Genomic DNA, 17,416 nt, shown 5'->3' with positions numbered 1-17,416 from the left:
TTATTATATATCATATATCAAAAAGCACCCTAACCTGAAATCTCTTTATAACGAAATCACAAAAGTCAACAACCAACTAACAAAACAAGGATATATAGACTCTGAAATACTGGAAAACAAAAAAACAAACGACAGTACTTTCACTGCAATAATCGACTTAAAAAACAAGATAAAAGAAGTACATATATATATAGGTATAAACGATCTATTTTATGACCAAAAAAACTCCACCAAAGACAGCTTGATAATTCCTTACTCTGAATTAGAAAACTTTCTCAATCAGGAGATTTCAAACAAAGAAAAAGCCGGTTTTGCCTTCACAAAAATAAAATTGAAAAATATCACCAAAAAGAATTCCGCAATTTATGCCGATTTAAATCTTGATTCCGAAAAAAAAAGAAACTTAAATTCTATTATTGTAAATTACACAAATACGAATTCTAAAGATTATTTCCCAGAAGGAGCCTTAAAACAATTAAACAAAAAGTACATCAACAGAACTTTCAATCAGGATATCATCAAGAACATACACAACGACCTTAACAGCTTTGAATTTATCTCCCAGACCAAATACCCCGAAATACTTTTCACCAAAGATTCAACAAAAATCTACACCTACATCGAAAAAAGAAAAGCCAACACTTTTGATGGATATATTGGTTTTTCAAATGACGAAAATAAAAAACTAGTTCTAAATGGATATTTAGACATTTCATTAATCAACACACTACATGCCGGAGAAAAATTTTCATTATACTGGAAAAGTGATGGAAACCAACAAAAAACCTTTAATACTAAAATTGAAATTCCATACCTATTTCAATCTCCTATCGGAATTAAAGCGCAATTAAACATCTTCAAACAAGACAGTACTTTTCAAAACACCAAGACCGATATCAATTTAGGTTATTACTTAAACTACAATTCAAAACTTTACATCGGATATCAATCAACAGAATCGAGTGACATTCAAAACACCAACAATTCTACAATTAGTGATTTCAACAACTCTTATCTCACAACAACTTTTGATTACCAGAAAGCAGATTATCAAAACCCGATATTCCTTAACAAAGCATATATATATACCACATTAGGATTTGGAAAACGAGATACAAACAGCAGCCCCGAAACAGTTGGCACAAGTAATCAGTTATTTGCGAATCTCAATCTCAAATATAATTTTGAGTTAAATCCTAAGAATTTCATTAACATAAATTCACAAAATTATATCTTAAAAAGCCAGAACTATATTTCTAATGAATTATTTCGTTTTGGAGGAATGAATTCAATTAGAGGTTTTTTAGAAAACAGTCTACAAGCTAACTTCACTGCAATGATTCTTACAGAATACAGATATTTAGCTTCAAAAAGCCTATACATCAACTCCATTCTAGATTACGCATTATACCAAGATCTCACAAGCGTTTCAAACAAAAATCAAATAAAAAAATTAATAGGAATAGGCATTGGAACGACCGTTCAAACCCCAAATGGCTTATTAAAAATAAACCTTACAAATGGAGGAGAAAAAACTTCAGATTTGCAATTATATAACACTATCATAAACATATGTTATAATGTTAAATTTTGATGTTTAACGAAAAAAATATTTTTTTTATTAGGAAAGTTAACAAATTATTAAGAGTTTTGCGATACTAATTCAAAATATTTAAAAATGAAACTAAAGTTCAATGGATTCCTAGTACTTTTACTAGTACTAGTTGCGCAATTGTCATTTGCGCAAGAAAGAGCTGTTTCTGGGACAGTTTCTGATAATGCAGGAATGCCTTTACCGGGTGTTAGTGTATTAGTTAAAGGAACAAAAACGGGAACACAAACTGACTTTGATGGTAAATTTTCGATCAAAGTATCACCAAGCCAAGTTTTGGTATTTAGCTACATTGGGATGAAAACTCAAGAAGTAGCTGCAAGTTCTTCAACTGTTAATGTAAAATTAGCAGATGCAGGAGCACAAGAACTTGAAGGCGTAGTTGTAACAGCTTTCGGTATCAAAAGAGAGAAAAAATCTCTTGGATACGCAACTACAACTTTAAAATCAGATGCAATTACTCAGGTAGTAAACACAAACCCTTTCGAAACACTTTCTGGTAAAATTGCTGGGGTTGACATTACTGCACCATCACAACCAGGAGCTGCTACAAAAGTAATCATTCGTGGTCTAAACACTATTACAGGTAACTCAGGACCTCTTTATGTAGTTGATGGATCTCCAATCAACAACACTTCTACAGGTACTAGTAACAATGGAGTTGCATCTATCAGCAGATCATATGATGCTGGTAACGGTGTAAGTGACCTTGACCCAAACAACATTGAGAGCATGACCGTACTTAAAGGAGCTGCTGCTTCTGCATTATACGGATCTAGAGCTGGAGGTGGTGTAATTATCATTACTACTAAAAAAGGTAAAGCAAACTCAGGTATTAAAGTTGACATGTTAGCTTCAACTGAATTAAGTCAAGTTGCGAGAGTTCCTCACTTACAAAGCGAATTTGGACAAGGATGGAATGGACAAGGTTATACTGGAAACGGACCAAGTAACGAAAATGGTTCTTGGGGACCTAAATTTAACGGTGAAGTTAGACCATGGGGAACTGTTTACGAAAACAGTCAACAAATCAAACCTTACGTTGCATTAAAAGACAATGTTAGAGAGTTCTACAACACTGGTATTTTATCTACACAATCTGTAAACCTAAGTGGTGGTGGAGACACTTCTGATTTCTCTTTAATTTTCTCTAATGTAAACAGTGACGGGGTTGTACCTACTGATGCTGATTTATACAAAAAACAATCTTTAGGATTCAACGGAGGATTAAAAGGTAAAAGATTTACTTTAAGAACATCTTTAAACTATATCTACAAAGATCAAAGTGTTGTTAATACAGGTCAAGGAGACGATGCTGGAGAAGGTTCTACATTACAACAAGATTTATTACAAATCCCTACTGATGTTAGTATCGTAGATTTGAAAGATTACAAAAACAATCCTTTCAACTCTCCTTCTTACTATTTCACTCCTTACTCTTCAAATCCATATTTTACGATTAACGAGAATAGCACTAAAATTTACGGAAACAACATTTTTGGAAATGCTAACTTAAGCTATAAAATTACTGACAAATTAACTGCTTCATGGCAAATTGGAGGTAACTTTAGAACTGAAAGATTAAAAAGTCACGGAGCAATTGTTAACTACTTACCAGGAAGTCCACAGGATATCGCAGGAAGTTTAACGGTAGGTGGTGTTACAGAATCAAGATCTGAATACTCTGAGTTTGATACATTCTTCAACTTAAACTACAACACAAACTTAGGAGAAGACTGGACCTTAAATCTTTTAGGTGGTTTTAACTACAACAGAAGAGAGAGTGACAGATTGATTAACTCAATCACTAACTTAGGAATACCAGGATACTACGAGCTTTCTAACTCTGCGGTAAGACCTGTTATTACTCAAGCTAATACTTTAAGAAAAACTGGAGCTGTTTACGCATCTGCTGAATTTGCTTTCAAAAACAGATATTTTGCTACAATTACAGGTAGAGAAGATGTTACATCTACATTACCAATTGGTAACAATGCTTATTTCTACCCAGCATTATCATTAGGTGCTATTGTAATTGATAATGGAAACACTTTCTTAAAATTAAGAGGTGCAGCTTCTAAAATTGCAAACGACACTAACCCATATGCAACTGAAAACTCATACATTTCTGGTTCAGCAGCTGCTAACTTTGGAATCATTGCATCTCCAATTGGAGGGGTAAGTTTCTACGAAGCTTCTGGAAGATTAGGAAATTCAGAATTAAAACCAGAAAGTACAGTTGAGTACGAAGTAGGTGCTGAAGGATCTTTCTTTAAAAACAGAATTAGTTATGATATTGCTTTATACCACAAAACAACATCTGATTTAATTGTTAACTTACCATTAGATCCATCTACTGGTTTTACACAAAAAGCAATCAACGCTGGTGACATTGTTAACAAAGGTATCGAGCTTTCTGTTACTGCAAGCCCTATTAAAAACCAAGACTTTACTTGGAGCTTAACTTATACATTTACTAAAAACCTTAACGAAGTTACTAAGCTAGCTGAAGGTTTTGACAGAATTGATTTAGCAACTGCTTATGGAGTAACTTTCTCAGCTGAAAAAGGACAACCAATCGGTTCTTACTATTCATTAGTAACTAAAACAACTCCAAGCGGACAACCAATTGTTAGTGCTACAACAGGAATTGATGTAAACACAACTCAGGTTCAAAGAATTGGAAATGCACAACGTGATTTCGTTATGGGATTACAAAACACATTTAAATACAAAAACTTTAACTTAGGTTTATCTTTAGACTGGAAACAAGGTGGAGACATGTACTCTTACACAAAAAGATTGGCTCACTTCGTAGGAAATGGTATTGAAACTACTTACAACGACAGAGCTCCTTTCATTGTACCAAACTCTGTTAACGAGATTGTTGCTCCTGATGGGTCTGTATCTTATGTAGAAAATACTACTCCAGTTTCATTCGAGAACGTTGCTAACTACTACAACACTCAAAGTAACTTAGCAATTGAAAACACTCACGTTATTGACAAAACTTTTGTAAGATTAAGAGAGGTAAATTTAAACTATGATTTCCCTTCTGCATTAAGTAAAAACATGGGACTAAACAAAATTACAGTTGGTGTCTATGCAAGAAACTTATTTATGTGGACTCCAGGCGAAAACCCATACGTTGATCCAGAGGTAAGTACTTACGGTACAGGTGTACTTTCAGACTTAGGAGAATTCGGAGCTAACCCATCACAAAGATCTGTAGGTGGAGTTTTAAAATTATCATTCTAAAAATAAATATAGAAAAATGAAAAAGATAGCAACATTAATAACAGCTCTTTTCTTATTAGTGTCATGTGATGAAACATTTGACATTAATAGAGACCCGGATGCATTGCCTCCTGGACAAGCAAATAGCACAATATTTCCTGCAGGTATTGCAGGTCTTGCTGGTGCACAAGGATCATACTACGCTATAATCGGAGGTTTTTGGTCTCAATTTTGGACACAAAACCCTACTTCTAACCAATACCGTGATATTGATAGCTACAGTATCGGAGCAAATAACTATGCAGCTGCTTATAGTGCAATGTACGATGCTTTGAACGACATTAGAGTTGTAAAAGCTCAGGCAGAAAAAGAAGAAAACTGGAACTATTACCTAATGGCAACCATCCTTGAAGTTGAAGGTTCTCAGGTTTTAACTGACGTTTATGACGACATTCCTTATGCTGAAGCTAATAACGTTAACATTTTACAGCCTAAATTTAATACAGGAAAAGAAACTTACGATTTAATGATTGCTGATTTGAAATCAGCTTTATCAAAAAATCTAAGTGCTTCTGTAGGAGACAAACCAGGTAAAGATGATTTCATTTTTGCAGGAGATATGGCAAAATGGACAAGATTTGGTAATACTTTATTACTAAAATTACACATGAGATTAACAGAAGTTAATCCTACTCTTGCTCAATCTGGAATTACAAGTTTAATTAATTCTGGTGCAGAATTTTTAAATGAAGATGCAGCTATGACTCAATTCGAAGATGCAGCTGACAGAAGTAATCCACTTTATGAGTCTGATAGAAGACAATTAAACACTACATTGAACTTGAGAGCTAGTAAAACTATGTTTTCTTACTTATCACTTAACAATGATCCACGTTTGGCTAAATACTACGCACAACCTGGAAACCCTAACAATCAAGGTGACTGGAACAATACATCTGTTCCTAACTTATCTTTAGTTCAATTAAGCCCTTTAACTCCAGTTTTCTTTATTAGTAAAGAAGAAAGTAACTTTTTACAAGCTGAAGCACTTACAAGATATTTTGGTGGTGCTGGTGCAAAAGCTAAATATGATGCTGCTGTTACTGCTGCTATGGTAAGATTTGGACAAACTGAAGCAACTGCTGCAACCTTCTTAACTACTGGAGGAAAATATGCATTCCCTGCATCAGGAGTACCTGCTCAAGTTGAAGCTATTATCACTCAAAAATGGATTGCAAGTTTCCCTGGTAATGGTTACGAGTCATTCTTAGAGCAAAACAGAACTGGATTCCCAAGAGAATCTGCAGTAAAACAATCAGACGAAGCTTACGTTCCTGGTCAATTAGCTATTGCTGTTGAAACTAAAACAGGTAATGTTTTCCCAAGAAGAATTGTTTTACCAAACGTTGTAACAACTAGAAACCCAAATGCACCTGCTGCTAAATTAATCACAGCAAAAGTTTGGTGGGACGTTAACTAATAATAATAGATCATGAAAAAAATATTTATACAATTAATGGTAGTCCTAGTTTCAGGATTATTATTTACTTCTTGTGACGCAGATTCTAGTGCAAATGTTTCTCAGGTTACTTACTATGCTAACCTAACAATGAACGGAAATGCATTAGTTGTGCTTACACAAGGACAGACTTACACTGAAAACGGTGTAGACGCTGAAGCTGATGGAAAAACACTTGAAGTAAAAATCGCTGGTACGGTTGACACAAATAAACCTGGAGTTTATAAATTAACTTACTCTGCTTTAAACAGTGATGGCTTCCCTGCTTCTTTAGTACGTACAGTTGTAATTTTAAGTAACCAGCCAAGTACAATAAATCTAGAAGGATCTTTTGTTAGAGGTGCAAACGTTAACAACGTTACAAAATTAGAAGATAGAAAATATGTTTGTGATAATGCAACAGGATATAACGTTGCAAATGACAATATAACTTTGGTTTTCTACAACATAGATGACAAACAAATCTATGCTCCGTATACTGAAAACGCTTCTAAATCTGGAATTTCTGCTGAAAGTAATGTTGGAACCATAACAGACAAAAACAACTGGAAATGGGTTATTTATGCTTCATCAGTCTTTGGTACAGCTGAAAGAATATTTAAACGATAATTTAAAAATATTAAAATGAAAAAATTAAAACTAAATATAACACGTGTACTTGCAGTAATGTTTGTACTTACGGCTTTTGTATCTTGTGACGAAGTGGGCGACACAGATCCAGGAGGAACATCGACTGAATCAATGGCAGGAGATTGGTACGTTCAGACATTAAGAAATGGAACAGTAGTATCAGACTATGGACTTATTTCTACTTTTAACACAGCAGCAAATGATGGAAAAGAGTTCTGGATTGATGATCATCTTTTCAACGTATGGGGCTTTAAAGTAAAAACACCCCTAACTCTTAGTTCAATGTCATTTGCAGGAAATAACTTAGCAAGTAGTGTAGTAGACGATGTTGCTGCAACACCTGACGTTATTGAAACATATGAGGTAAATGTAAACATCACAGAGGGAAAAATTACTAAGAATGGTGCTACATCTACTGGAGGCCATACTGTTGATGGTATTTATTTTAAAGCTGAATTCTCAGATGACCCAGGAACCATTTACGAAGTAAAAGGATACAAAAGAACTGGTTTCATTGAAGACGAACACTAAAAAGCTGTATAAAGCATTTTATTTAAACCGCTCTGTTAATTCAGAGCGGTTTTTTTATAGAAACATATTACCTATATTTGTCCTATGGAAAAAGAACATCAAATATTTGGCATTAGAGCCATTATAGAAGCAATTCAGGCAGGAAAGGAAGTAGACAAAGTCTTTATACAAAAAGACATTTCTGGAGAACTAATGAAAGATTTAATGAAGGTTATGAAACGTGCAAACGTTAACTTCTCTTATGTTCCTGTAGAAAAACTAAACCGTCTTACTCCAAATAATCATCAGGGTGCAGTAGCAACTATCTCTCCTATCGGTTTTATTGATTTGGAACACCTTGTTGAATCTACTATCGAATCTGGAAAAAAACCTTTATTTTTAATATTAGATCAGATTTCTGATGCCCGAAACTTTGGTGCAATTATCAGAACTGCAGAATGTACTGGAGTAAATGGAATTATTGTTCAAAAAGCGGGTTCGGCACCCGTAAACGGAGACACTGTTAAAACATCAGCCGGAGCTGTATTTAATGTTCCAATCTGTAAAGTAGAACATATTAAAGATGCTATTTTTTATTTGCAAGGTTCGGGAATTAAAACAGTAGCAGCGACAGAAAAAACAGATCAGAATATTTATGATGTTTCATTAGCTGATCCTGTTGCTATAATTATGGGTTCTGAAGATCGAGGAATAAACCCTTCTGTCTTAAAAATTGTAGATGAAAAAGCAAAACTACCAATGTTCGGTTCAATTGGTTCTTTAAACGTTTCTGTTGCCTGCGGCGCATTTTTATACGAAACTGTTCGTCAAAGAAGTTAAATTTAATTGAGAATGAAGATTAGAATGAATAATTAAAAAACTTTAATTAATGCTTTCAAAATCTAATCCAATACAAATAATACAAATTGTTCGATGTCTGTTTGTAATTTTAATGATTACAAACAGCTACGGACAAAATACTACTTACGGCCAATTTTGGAATGAGATTCAATTCAATCAAACTCTTAGTAAAAAATGGTCAACAGAAATAGATTTAGGAACTACTTATAGCAGTACCGAATCTACATCCAACATATTTGAAAATACGATTCAAAGATCTTTACGCGGTTGGGCACATTACTACTACTCATCCAGATGGAAATTCTCTACTTTCCTAGCCTATTACAACAATAAAGATGTTCCCGAAATTGGGCAATTTGAATCTCCAGAATGGCGCTTTGCACTTCAGGGAATTTATTACTTTCATAAAACAGGTTATACTTTAAGCACCAGAATGCGTACCGAATTTCGTCACATGAGAAACCAAGACGACGATTATGAAAATGTATTTCGATACCGGCAACAAATAAAGTATTTACAACCCATAAATAGTAAAATTTTAAGAGAGGGTGTGATTTACGCAGTTGCTTCAGATGAGATATATTTAAAATCCGGAGCAAAAGTTACAGGAGAAAGTTTCTTTGACAGAAACAGATTGAATATTGGCGCAGGATATTTATTTACAGATGACATTCAGATTGAACTTAGCTATTGTAATGAATATTTACCACGAAATAAAGGCAATCAAACAACAAATGCCGCTTCACTTAACATTAGTTTCAATAATCTTCTCAGAAATCTTAAGAAGAAAATTGCGAGCAAACATAATCAGGAAATAAAAGACGAAGATCAATAATTACTTTTCTTCTTCTTTTAGAAAACATTGAAGTTGTTCACTTATAGCCTTTTTATGAAGTTTAAAATTATAACTTCTTATAAACTCCGTCCCTGCCATATTGATCTCGGCGGTCACAGCTTCATAATTTGAAAATGCCTTCAGATCTTTATTATCAATTAAATAAAGAACCTGCATTACCGAGTCATTTTCTCGGTATTGTGTATCGTAATGCGCCAGCTTATAAGTATTATTATTTGCTAAATGAATAATTAAATCATCTTTTATCTTCTTTCCAATTTTCTTGTCTGGAAATGGAGTTGGCTGTAATGCTACAAAATAATGCTCTTTATCGGTAACAATATTAATTTTTAAAGATTTTGATTTGGTAGTATAAAATACAGCCGGTTCAAAAAAATACATCATACTTCCGTCTGCCTGTACCCTATTTTTAATTTCACATTGAGCACTAATTGCATTGTTAAAAACAAAATACAAGAACAAAACCAATAGCTTCATTTTATTCATAACTCTGTAAATTAAATTGTTACTAAACAAATTTACTCATTTAATCTAGAAAAACAGCAAACTAAATTTCGTCTTCCGCATCTGTTTTTCTTATAAAAATATAATTGATCGGATGACTTGACGAAAAATAATCAATCTGATCTTCTTCCTCATCACGAGAAATATTGACAAAGTTTCCATTTTCATCAAAATGTTTCATAAAAGCATCTGTCGAAGGATCGAAATCCGGTCGCTGCCAATCGTATACAATCGGTTTGGCATACTCAGGAGTCTTATAAAATAATGTCAAAGCAAAACCTGTTATAAAACCAGCTAAATGTCCTTCCCACGAAATGGATTGATCAACATCTGGAAAAACATACCAAATTACACCTCCGTAAAGTATTACAACTGTTAAAGACAAAGCAACTAATCTGTAATAACCGGTTTGAATTCCTTTAAAGAAAATAAAACTTACCAAAACATAAATCAAACCACTGGCTCCAATATGGTAATTCTCCCGACCAACAACCCAAGTAATTAATCCTGAAAACAATATTCCGTAAGCGATAACTCCAAATGTTTGTTTTGGATAAAAATACTGAATGGCTGAAAGCAATATCAAAAGCGGAAAAGTATTGTTATACAAATGTTCTGAATTTTCATGAATAAAAGGACTTAACAAAACTCCCCTTAAACCTAATAAATCTCTTGGGTAAATTCCGTATTGATAAAAATCGAAATCGAATCGAATCTGCAACCAATACACAGTCCACAATAAAAGGACAAAAAACAATGGAAGTCCAATAACCGAATTTGAAAATTTAAAATTAGTATCGTTCATAGTTTTCTAAATAACAATTGTAAGGACTCAAAAAACTATCCAAAAATATTTTACTGATAATTTGTCATATTAAAAACTGTCTCAGATTGTAACAATCCTTCTAATTCTGAATTGTTTTAACTTTCAGGAGACAAAATCTAAAATTAAAAAACAGTAATTTTGTAAAATGGAAGCACCGTTAGCAGAGCGCATTCGTCCGCAAAAATTAGAAGATTATATTAGTCAACAACATTTGGTTGGTCCAACTGGATCTTTAACACAGCAAATTTCAAAAGGGATAATTCCTTCTTTGATATTTTGGGGACCTCCAGGAACAGGTAAAACAACGCTTGCACAAATTATTGCACAAGAATCAAAACGTCCTTTTTACATTTTGAGTGCCATAAATTCAGGTGTAAAAGATATTCGTGATGTTATTGAAAAAGCAAAACAAAGCGGTGGACTTTTTACTGCCAAAAACCCGATCCTGTTTATTGATGAGATTCACCGATTTAGCAAATCACAACAAGACTCACTTTTAGCTGCGGTAGAAAAAGGTTGGATAACATTAGTTGGTGCCACAACAGAAAACCCAAGTTTTGAAGTAATTCCTGCATTATTGTCACGTTGCCAGGTTTATATACTAAATGCGTTTACAAAAGCCGATTTAGAAGCTTTATTAGAACGCGCCATAAAAACTGACGCCTATTTATTGACAAAAAAAATAAACCTTAAGGAAACGGAAGCTTTATTACGTATTTCTGGTGGCGACGGAAGAAAACTTCTAAATGTCTTTGAACTTGTTATTAATGCTTCAGCTGGGGATGAAATCACCATAACCAACGATCGTGTTTTAGAATTAGTACAACAAAATACGGTACTTTATGATAAAACTGGAGAACAACATTACGATATTGTTTCTGCTTTTATAAAATCAATGCGAGGCAGCGATCCAAATGGTGCAGTTTATTGGTTGGCGAGAATGATTGAAGGAGGCGAAGATGTAAAATTTATTGCCAGAAGAATGTTAATTCTCGCAAGTGAAGATATAGGCAATGCAAATCCGACTGCTCTTATCATGGCCAATAATACTTTTCAGGCTGTTACCACTATCGGATATCCAGAAAGCCGAATTATTTTAAGCCAATGTGCCATTTATCTGGCTACATCTCCTAAAAGCAATGCATCTTATATGGCTATTGGAAATGCACAGCAATTGGTAAAACAAACTGGCGATTTGCCTGTACCAATTCATTTGCGAAATGCACCAACCAAACTAATGAAAGAATTAGGTTATGGTGATGAATATAAATACTCGCACGATTATGCAAATAATTTTGCTGAACAGGAATTCTTACCAGATGCTATAAAAGAAACGGTTCTTTACAATCCTGGGAACAATTCTAGAGAGAATAGTACCCGCGAATTTCTAAAGAACCGTTGGAAAGATAAATATGACTATTAAGTCTTATTTTATGTTTTTAAAATTTAACTGTAATTTTTTCTGAAACCAATTTGTCATTTTGATAAGATTCAAAATACCATTGTCCATCTTGTTTTAAGATTAAAGAACCTTGAACGTTATCTTTTATAGCGATATAAACATTTGGCTGAGAAGTTTTAAGAAGCTTCATTACCACTTTTGGAGTTTTATCAATTAACTGATAACCTGATTCTGTTGGCTGCGCGTACAATAAGTTTGGATCTTTTAAATCTGGTGATGGAGTCGCCACTGCCACAACTTGAGTTGCCGTAACAGTAGTTGCTGCCGCAGTTGCAGCTACAGGAACTTGCGTAGCAACTGGAGTTCTAGAAACTGTTACTGGAGTACCGCTATATTTATAATGTAATGCCTGAACTGATTTAAAAGCATTATCTAGTGATTCTCTATAAGCTAAATCATAATCTTTCTCTTTACTTCTTCCAACCTCTGAAGTATAAACTACTTGTCCAAAACAATCTTTAAACTGTACACTAAGTTTCGTTACTAAAAAAGCATTGTCTTTTATGACATCCATGTACAAAACCTGGCAACGGTCTGTATATCCATCAGGAAGTTGTTCATTTGTATAAAAAGCTTCAAAACCAGCTTTCACAAGGTTTGACTTGCTTAAGGTTGCCATACGATATTGATTATCGGTCTTCATAAAATCATATTTCAAAGGTACAATTACAGCTTTGTAATCATTGACAGACTGCGCAAATCCAACAACTGAACATAAAATTGCAGTAAGTAAAAATTTAATCTTCATCATTATAAATATTTTTTTAGTTCTAATAAATGGTTAATTTGTTTATAATCTCCGGAAACATCCAGCTTTTTTTCATTAAAATAGATTGCATCTAAACCTGCGTTTAAAGCACCTGTTATGTCGGCTTCAAAATCATCTCCAATCATAATACTATTTTGTTTGGAAGCGTTAGCCAAATTCAAAGCGTAATCAAATATAATACTATTTGGCTTTTTAACTCCTGCTAACTCCGAATTTGTTATAGTACTAAAGTAACTCCCTAATGAAGCATTATTGATTTTCTTTTCCTGAACATTAGCAAAACCGTTTGTAATAATATGAAGTTTGTATTTGGGTTTCAAATACTCCAAAACTTCAATGGCTCCGTCAAACAGATAATTATTGTCAGTCAGAAACTCAATATAATCATTGGCAATTTCTAAAATATTCTCTTCAGAAATTACATAATTCAAAGCGTCAAAAGAAAACTTCAAACGATTAAAACGTAATTCCTGATGTGTAATTTTATCATTCTGATAAAGTCTCCAACATTCCTGATTTATCGGAATATATTCTTTAATAAAATCTTCGGTAATAATCTCCTGATATTTGCTTTTAAATATACGATCAAAAGCCATCTCCGAATTTTTATCAAAATCCCAAAGTGTATGATCTAAGTCAAAAAAGACATCTGTAATTGTGGTATTCATGTATTAAAATATTCCTTCATCTACAAAACTATAATATTTTGATTCAGTAATAATCAAATGATCCAAAACTTTAACATCTAACTTATTTCCTGCCTCGCGAATCTTTTTGGTAATTTGTTTATCGGCATCACTTGGAATCAAAGTTCCCGAAGGATGATTATGGCACAAAATCAATCCCGTAGCACATTTTTCGAATGCCAATTTAAAAATCAACCTGATATCAACAGTTGTACCCGCAATTCCACCTTTACTTAATTGTGACTTAGAAATTACATTATTTGAATTATTAAGAAAAAGCACCCAAAATTCTTCGTGAGATAATTCTCCAATTAAGGGCTGCATCATATTATAAACTATTTTACTGGAAGTTATTTTTACTGTTTCTTCAGCTTTTTCAGATCTTCGTCGTGCACATAATTCAAGAGCCGCGACAATTGTAACTGCTTTTGCCTCTCCTATTCCTTTAAATTTCATTAATTGTGCGATAGACAATTTTGCCAAAGAATTTAATCCTCCGACGTTAGCTAAAATACGCTGGCTTAATGCAACCGCAGATTCGTTACGGCTTCCAGAACCAATTACAATGGCCAATAATTCGGCATCACTTAAAACATCCTTTCCTTTATGCATTAATTTTTCACGAGGTTTATCATCTTCTGACCAATCTCTTATTGCAAAATGTCCTCCATCCATAATCATAAAAATTTAGGAAGCGAATATATATAAAATACAAGAAAAATCTTTCAAAAACAACAATACATTTTAAAAAATCTTATATTTAAAAATAAATTCTCTCAAAATGAAATCATTGCAACTTACTCTTCTTATTTTTCATTTCGTGTCAGCAAAAAGAATCAAAAACTTTCGCATATTGGAATAGTAACCAATAAAAAATCTAAAGACGGAAAACGAAATTTAATTGTTCATAATCTTGGAGGCGGAAAAGTTCTAGAAGATTGTTTATTTGACTATAAAATTGTTGGTCATTTTAAATATGAAGGAACTTCTAATTAAATAATGTACCTACATGAAAATTAGATAATTTTTAAAAAAAAATGTGCCAACTGCAAAGCAATTGACACATTATTTAATTCCCTAATTGATTCATTACTCAATCAATCCTTTTACTTCGTCAAAATTTAAACCTCCATAATTTCCTGAGCTCATTAATAAAAGCGCAGAATTATCTAAATTTAAGTTGAATAAATATTCTTTAAATTCAGCCGGATTCGTATAAATTATTAAATCTTCTCTATTGAATGCTTTTGCGATTTGCTCGTAAGTTACTTCTTCAAGTTGTTTGATTTTTACTGCATCTGGCGAATAAAAAACAACTGCAACATCGGCATATTCTAAAGCTCCTTCATATTCTTTTAAAAATTCAGCATTCAAACTACTGTAAGTATGCAATTCTAAACAAGCAACTAAAGTTCTGTTCGGATATTGTTCTTTTACTGCTTTTGTTGTCGCAGCAACTTTACTTGGTGAATGTGCAAAATCTTTGTAAGCTACTTTTCCTTTTCCTTCGGCAATTTTTTCCAAACGTTTAGAAGCTCCTTTAAAACTGGCAATTGCTTCGTAAAAATCAGCTTCGTCAACACCCATATTTTGGCAGATCCATTTTGCTCCAGCTAAGTTATTCAAGTTGTGCGCTCCAAAAACTTCAATTGGCATATCCCCTTCTGGAGTTTTTAATAAAGTCACTCCATCACTCACAGAATATTCTGGAGTTGAATAAGCAATTTTTCGAATCGGATTTGTGGCAGCTTCTGCAACGCGTTTTACTTCAGAATCATTTTCATTGTAAACTAAAATTCCGCCGTTTGTAATTTTTTCGATGAAAATCTCAAACTGCTCCACATAGTTTTCATAAGTTGGAAAAACATTAATATGATCCCAGGCAATTCCAGAAATCAAAGCAATGTTTGGCTGATATAAATGAAATTTTGGACGTCTGTCAATTGGTGAAGATAAATATTCATCTCCTTCCAAAACCATAAAATCATTTTCTTCTGTTAAGTGCACCATCGTATCAAACCCCTCCAATTGTGCGCCAACCATATAATCGACTGCAATATTATGGTAGTGCATTACATGAAGAATCATAGAAGTGATGGTAGTTTTTCCGTGAGAACCACCAATTACAACACGCGTTTTATTTTTAGATTGTTCGTATAAAAATTCAGGATACGAATAAATTTTCAAACCTAATTCCTGTGCTTTTAACAATTCAGGATTATCTGCTTTTGCGTGCATTCCTAAAATAATAGCATCAATATCTGAAGTAATTTTTTCCGGAAACCAGCCCATTTCTGCAGGAAGAATTCCTTTTTTTTCCAATCTAGATTTTGAAGGTTCAAAAATAGCATCGTCGCTTCCTGTAACCTGATATCCTTTATTATGTAATGCCAATGCAAGATTATGCATTGCGCTTCCGCCAATCGCGATGAAATGTGTTTTCATTTAAAATGTTTAATCGTTAAACTGTTTAATCGGTTAATCGAAATGGTAAATAACTAATTAAACTCAAATAATTATTCTTCAAAAATAAGGAAATATAATATGTCACATTTGGTTTTGGAGATAAATTAGTACTTTGTACGAAAATTATTTTTAAAAATTCAATCCTTTTCCCAACCTTTTTTTAAATCGAATCATCTATAGAATAAAAACTCTTTTTTATGAAAAATATACTTTTAGTATTCTTATTGATTTCTGCTTCACTTTTTGGACAAAAGACCGATAAAAAATGGGACAACGTTATTGCTCTAGAAAATGAAGGCAAAATTAAATCAGCCAATGAAATTGTTGACAAAATCTATAAAAAAGCTATAAGCAGAAAAGAGGAAACCGAGATGATAAGATGCTTTTTTTATCAATCTAAATATCTAATTATTCTAGATGAAAATGCGCAAACTAAAATTTTAAACAATCTTAAAACTGACATTAACCGCGTTTCGGTTCCATCAAAATCAATATTGAATTTGGTGTACGCAAAATGTCTTGCCGATTATTATAACCGAAATCAATATAAAATTAATCAGAGAACAAATATTAGTGAAGTAGACACCGATTTCTTTACTTGGACAAAAAATAATTTTACAACTCAAATCGAACTGGCTTTAGAGAATTCTTTAGAAAACGAAGCGATTTTAAAAAATACTCCGTTAACTAAATATGAGACTATTTTTGATTACACAACGATAGAAAACTTCAAAACACTTAGCGTTTTAGATTATGCAATAGAGGAAAACATTACGCTTCTATCTCAAAGAATTCGCAATTGGGAAATTAAAAGAAGTGATTTTTTAAGTTTTAAAAAAGAGCTTCTAGGAAAATCAAATGATTTTGTAAAAATAAATTTCGATTCTGTTAAAAACTCAGATCTAAAACTGACGCTTAAATTATATCAAAAACTAGAAAACAATAAACCAACAACTGAGAATGTCTGGAAAAGAATTCAGTTTTCAAAAAAATTCCTAATTGATGAAGATCAAGAATATATTCAGGCGTTAGAACTTCTCCAAAAAAACACAATTGATATATTGTTAATTCAAAATATTCAATTAGAAAAAGCAAATTATTTAGCTCTTAAAGCTTCAAAACAGAGCAATCCGAATAATTATATAAAAGCAATTCAAACTTTAGACAGTATTTTAAAAATCAATAATCGATCGAATGCTTATAAGTTAGCTGTTCAGAAAAAAGAAAACATTTTATACAAAAGTATAAACGTCCAGCTTCAAAAATATATTTACAATAAAGAAAACACAAGAGCCTTTGTTCAATACAAAAATGTAGAAAATCTAAAAATTTCATTTTATAAAATTGATCAAAAGGTATTAGATGAATTCAGAATATCTTATCGCACAAGAGATGGAATTAGAGATACTATTGTAAAAAACTACAAACCAGTTGTTACACAATCTTATACCCTGACCAATAAAAAAGACTATTTCGAA

The 17,416-nt window shown here is 32.8% G+C and carries 16 protein-coding genes; 10 read left to right on the top strand and 6 right to left on the bottom strand.

All coding sequences use genetic code 11. From position 1 onward, the window contains the following. The 7 genes from VGE71_RS09805 to VGE71_RS09775 all read left to right on the top strand — a co-directional run. A partial coding sequence (locus VGE71_RS09805) for a hypothetical protein (protein ID WP_414656168.1) occupies positions 1 to 1,594 on the top strand: 1,594 nt, incomplete at its 5' end. 84 nt (positions 1,595 to 1,678) lie between these two features. Further along, positions 1,679 to 4,870 carry a SusC/RagA family TonB-linked outer membrane protein gene (locus VGE71_RS09800; RefSeq protein WP_331138168.1) on the top strand — a complete coding sequence of 1,064 codons (3,192 nt, stop codon included), beginning with the start codon at positions 1,679 to 1,681 and terminating at the stop codon, positions 4,868 to 4,870. Positions 4,871 to 4,886: 16 nt separating this feature from the next. After that, positions 4,887 to 6,329, top strand: coding sequence for a SusD/RagB family nutrient-binding outer membrane lipoprotein (locus VGE71_RS09795; RefSeq protein ID WP_331138167.1), 1,443 nt, complete (start codon positions 4,887 to 4,889; stop codon positions 6,327 to 6,329). 12 nt (positions 6,330 to 6,341) lie between these two features. Continuing rightward, positions 6,342 to 6,977: a DUF5011 domain-containing protein gene (locus tag VGE71_RS09790; protein WP_331138166.1), complete on the top strand. Its 636-nt coding sequence runs from the start codon at positions 6,342 to 6,344 to the stop codon at positions 6,975 to 6,977. A gap of 57 nt (positions 6,978 to 7,034) precedes the next feature. Then, a complete protein-coding gene (locus VGE71_RS09785) occupies positions 7,035 to 7,529 on the top strand; it encodes a lipid-binding protein (protein ID WP_331138165.1) in 495 nt (164 codons plus the stop codon). An 84-nt stretch (positions 7,530 to 7,613) separates the two neighbouring features. Further along, positions 7,614 to 8,348 carry a 23S rRNA (guanosine(2251)-2'-O)-methyltransferase RlmB gene (gene rlmB / locus VGE71_RS09780; RefSeq protein WP_331138164.1) on the top strand — a complete coding sequence of 245 codons (735 nt, stop codon included), beginning with the start codon at positions 7,614 to 7,616 and terminating at the stop codon, positions 8,346 to 8,348. Between the two features lie 49 nt (positions 8,349 to 8,397). Beyond that, complete coding sequence (locus tag VGE71_RS09775; RefSeq protein ID WP_331138163.1) at positions 8,398 to 9,204, top strand: DUF2490 domain-containing protein; 807 nt, start codon at positions 8,398 to 8,400, stop codon at positions 9,202 to 9,204. Here the strand turns inward: VGE71_RS09775 and VGE71_RS09770 are convergent, their stop codons facing one another. After that, positions 9,205 to 9,711, bottom strand: coding sequence for a hypothetical protein (locus VGE71_RS09770; protein WP_331138162.1), 507 nt, complete (start codon positions 9,709 to 9,711; stop codon positions 9,205 to 9,207). It lies immediately after the preceding gene. Between the two features lie 61 nt (positions 9,712 to 9,772). Next, the gene (locus VGE71_RS09765) at positions 9,773 to 10,534 is read right to left on the bottom strand and encodes a rhomboid family intramembrane serine protease (RefSeq protein ID WP_331138161.1); all 762 of its coding nucleotides are present in this window, start codon (positions 10,532 to 10,534) and stop codon (positions 9,773 to 9,775) included. Positions 10,535 to 10,700: 166 nt separating this feature from the next. On the opposite strand from VGE71_RS09765, the gene VGE71_RS09760 reads away from it, so the two are divergent. Further along, a complete protein-coding gene (locus tag VGE71_RS09760; RefSeq protein ID WP_331138160.1) occupies positions 10,701 to 11,978 on the top strand; it encodes a replication-associated recombination protein A in 1,278 nt (425 codons plus the stop codon). A gap of 16 nt (positions 11,979 to 11,994) precedes the next feature. Here VGE71_RS09760 and VGE71_RS09755 read toward each other — a convergent pair whose 3' ends face one another. From VGE71_RS09755 to radC, 3 genes are read right to left on the bottom strand one after another with little or no spacing between them, the layout of a single operon-like run. After that, positions 11,995 to 12,768, bottom strand: coding sequence for a hypothetical protein (locus VGE71_RS09755; protein ID WP_331138159.1), 774 nt, complete (start codon positions 12,766 to 12,768; stop codon positions 11,995 to 11,997). Beyond that, a complete protein-coding gene (locus VGE71_RS09750) occupies positions 12,768 to 13,454 on the bottom strand; it encodes a YjjG family noncanonical pyrimidine nucleotidase (protein WP_331138158.1) in 687 nt (228 codons plus the stop codon). The genes VGE71_RS09755 and VGE71_RS09750 overlap by 1 nt, the downstream gene beginning before the upstream one ends. Before the next feature lie 3 nt (positions 13,455 to 13,457). Then, positions 13,458 to 14,147 (bottom strand): RadC family protein, encoded by a 690-nt coding sequence (radC, locus tag VGE71_RS09745; protein WP_331138157.1) that lies wholly within the window; start codon positions 14,145 to 14,147, stop codon positions 13,458 to 13,460. A 45-nt stretch (positions 14,148 to 14,192) separates the two neighbouring features. Here radC and VGE71_RS23300 point away from each other — a divergent pair, with 45 nt between their 5' ends. Continuing rightward, positions 14,193 to 14,468, top strand: a complete 276-nt coding sequence (locus tag VGE71_RS23300; RefSeq protein WP_414656169.1) for a DUF1287 domain-containing protein — start codon at positions 14,193 to 14,195, stop codon at positions 14,466 to 14,468. 93 nt (positions 14,469 to 14,561) lie between these two features. Here VGE71_RS23300 and VGE71_RS09735 read toward each other — a convergent pair whose 3' ends face one another. Continuing rightward, complete coding sequence (locus tag VGE71_RS09735; protein ID WP_331138156.1) at positions 14,562 to 15,917, bottom strand: UDP-N-acetylmuramate--L-alanine ligase; 1,356 nt, start codon at positions 15,915 to 15,917, stop codon at positions 14,562 to 14,564. A gap of 218 nt (positions 15,918 to 16,135) precedes the next feature. On the opposite strand from VGE71_RS09735, the gene VGE71_RS09730 reads away from it, so the two are divergent. Beyond that, on the top strand, positions 16,136 to 17,416 hold a 1,281-nt coding region (locus tag VGE71_RS09730; RefSeq protein WP_331138155.1), incomplete at its 3' end, for a hypothetical protein.

This window comes from Flavobacterium sp. (assembly GCF_036405015.1).
Classification (GTDB): Bacteria; Bacteroidota; Bacteroidia; order Flavobacteriales; family Flavobacteriaceae; genus Flavobacterium.
Note: the sequence above shows the minus strand (reverse complement) of the source record. Positions and strands in the feature narration are given on the sequence as shown.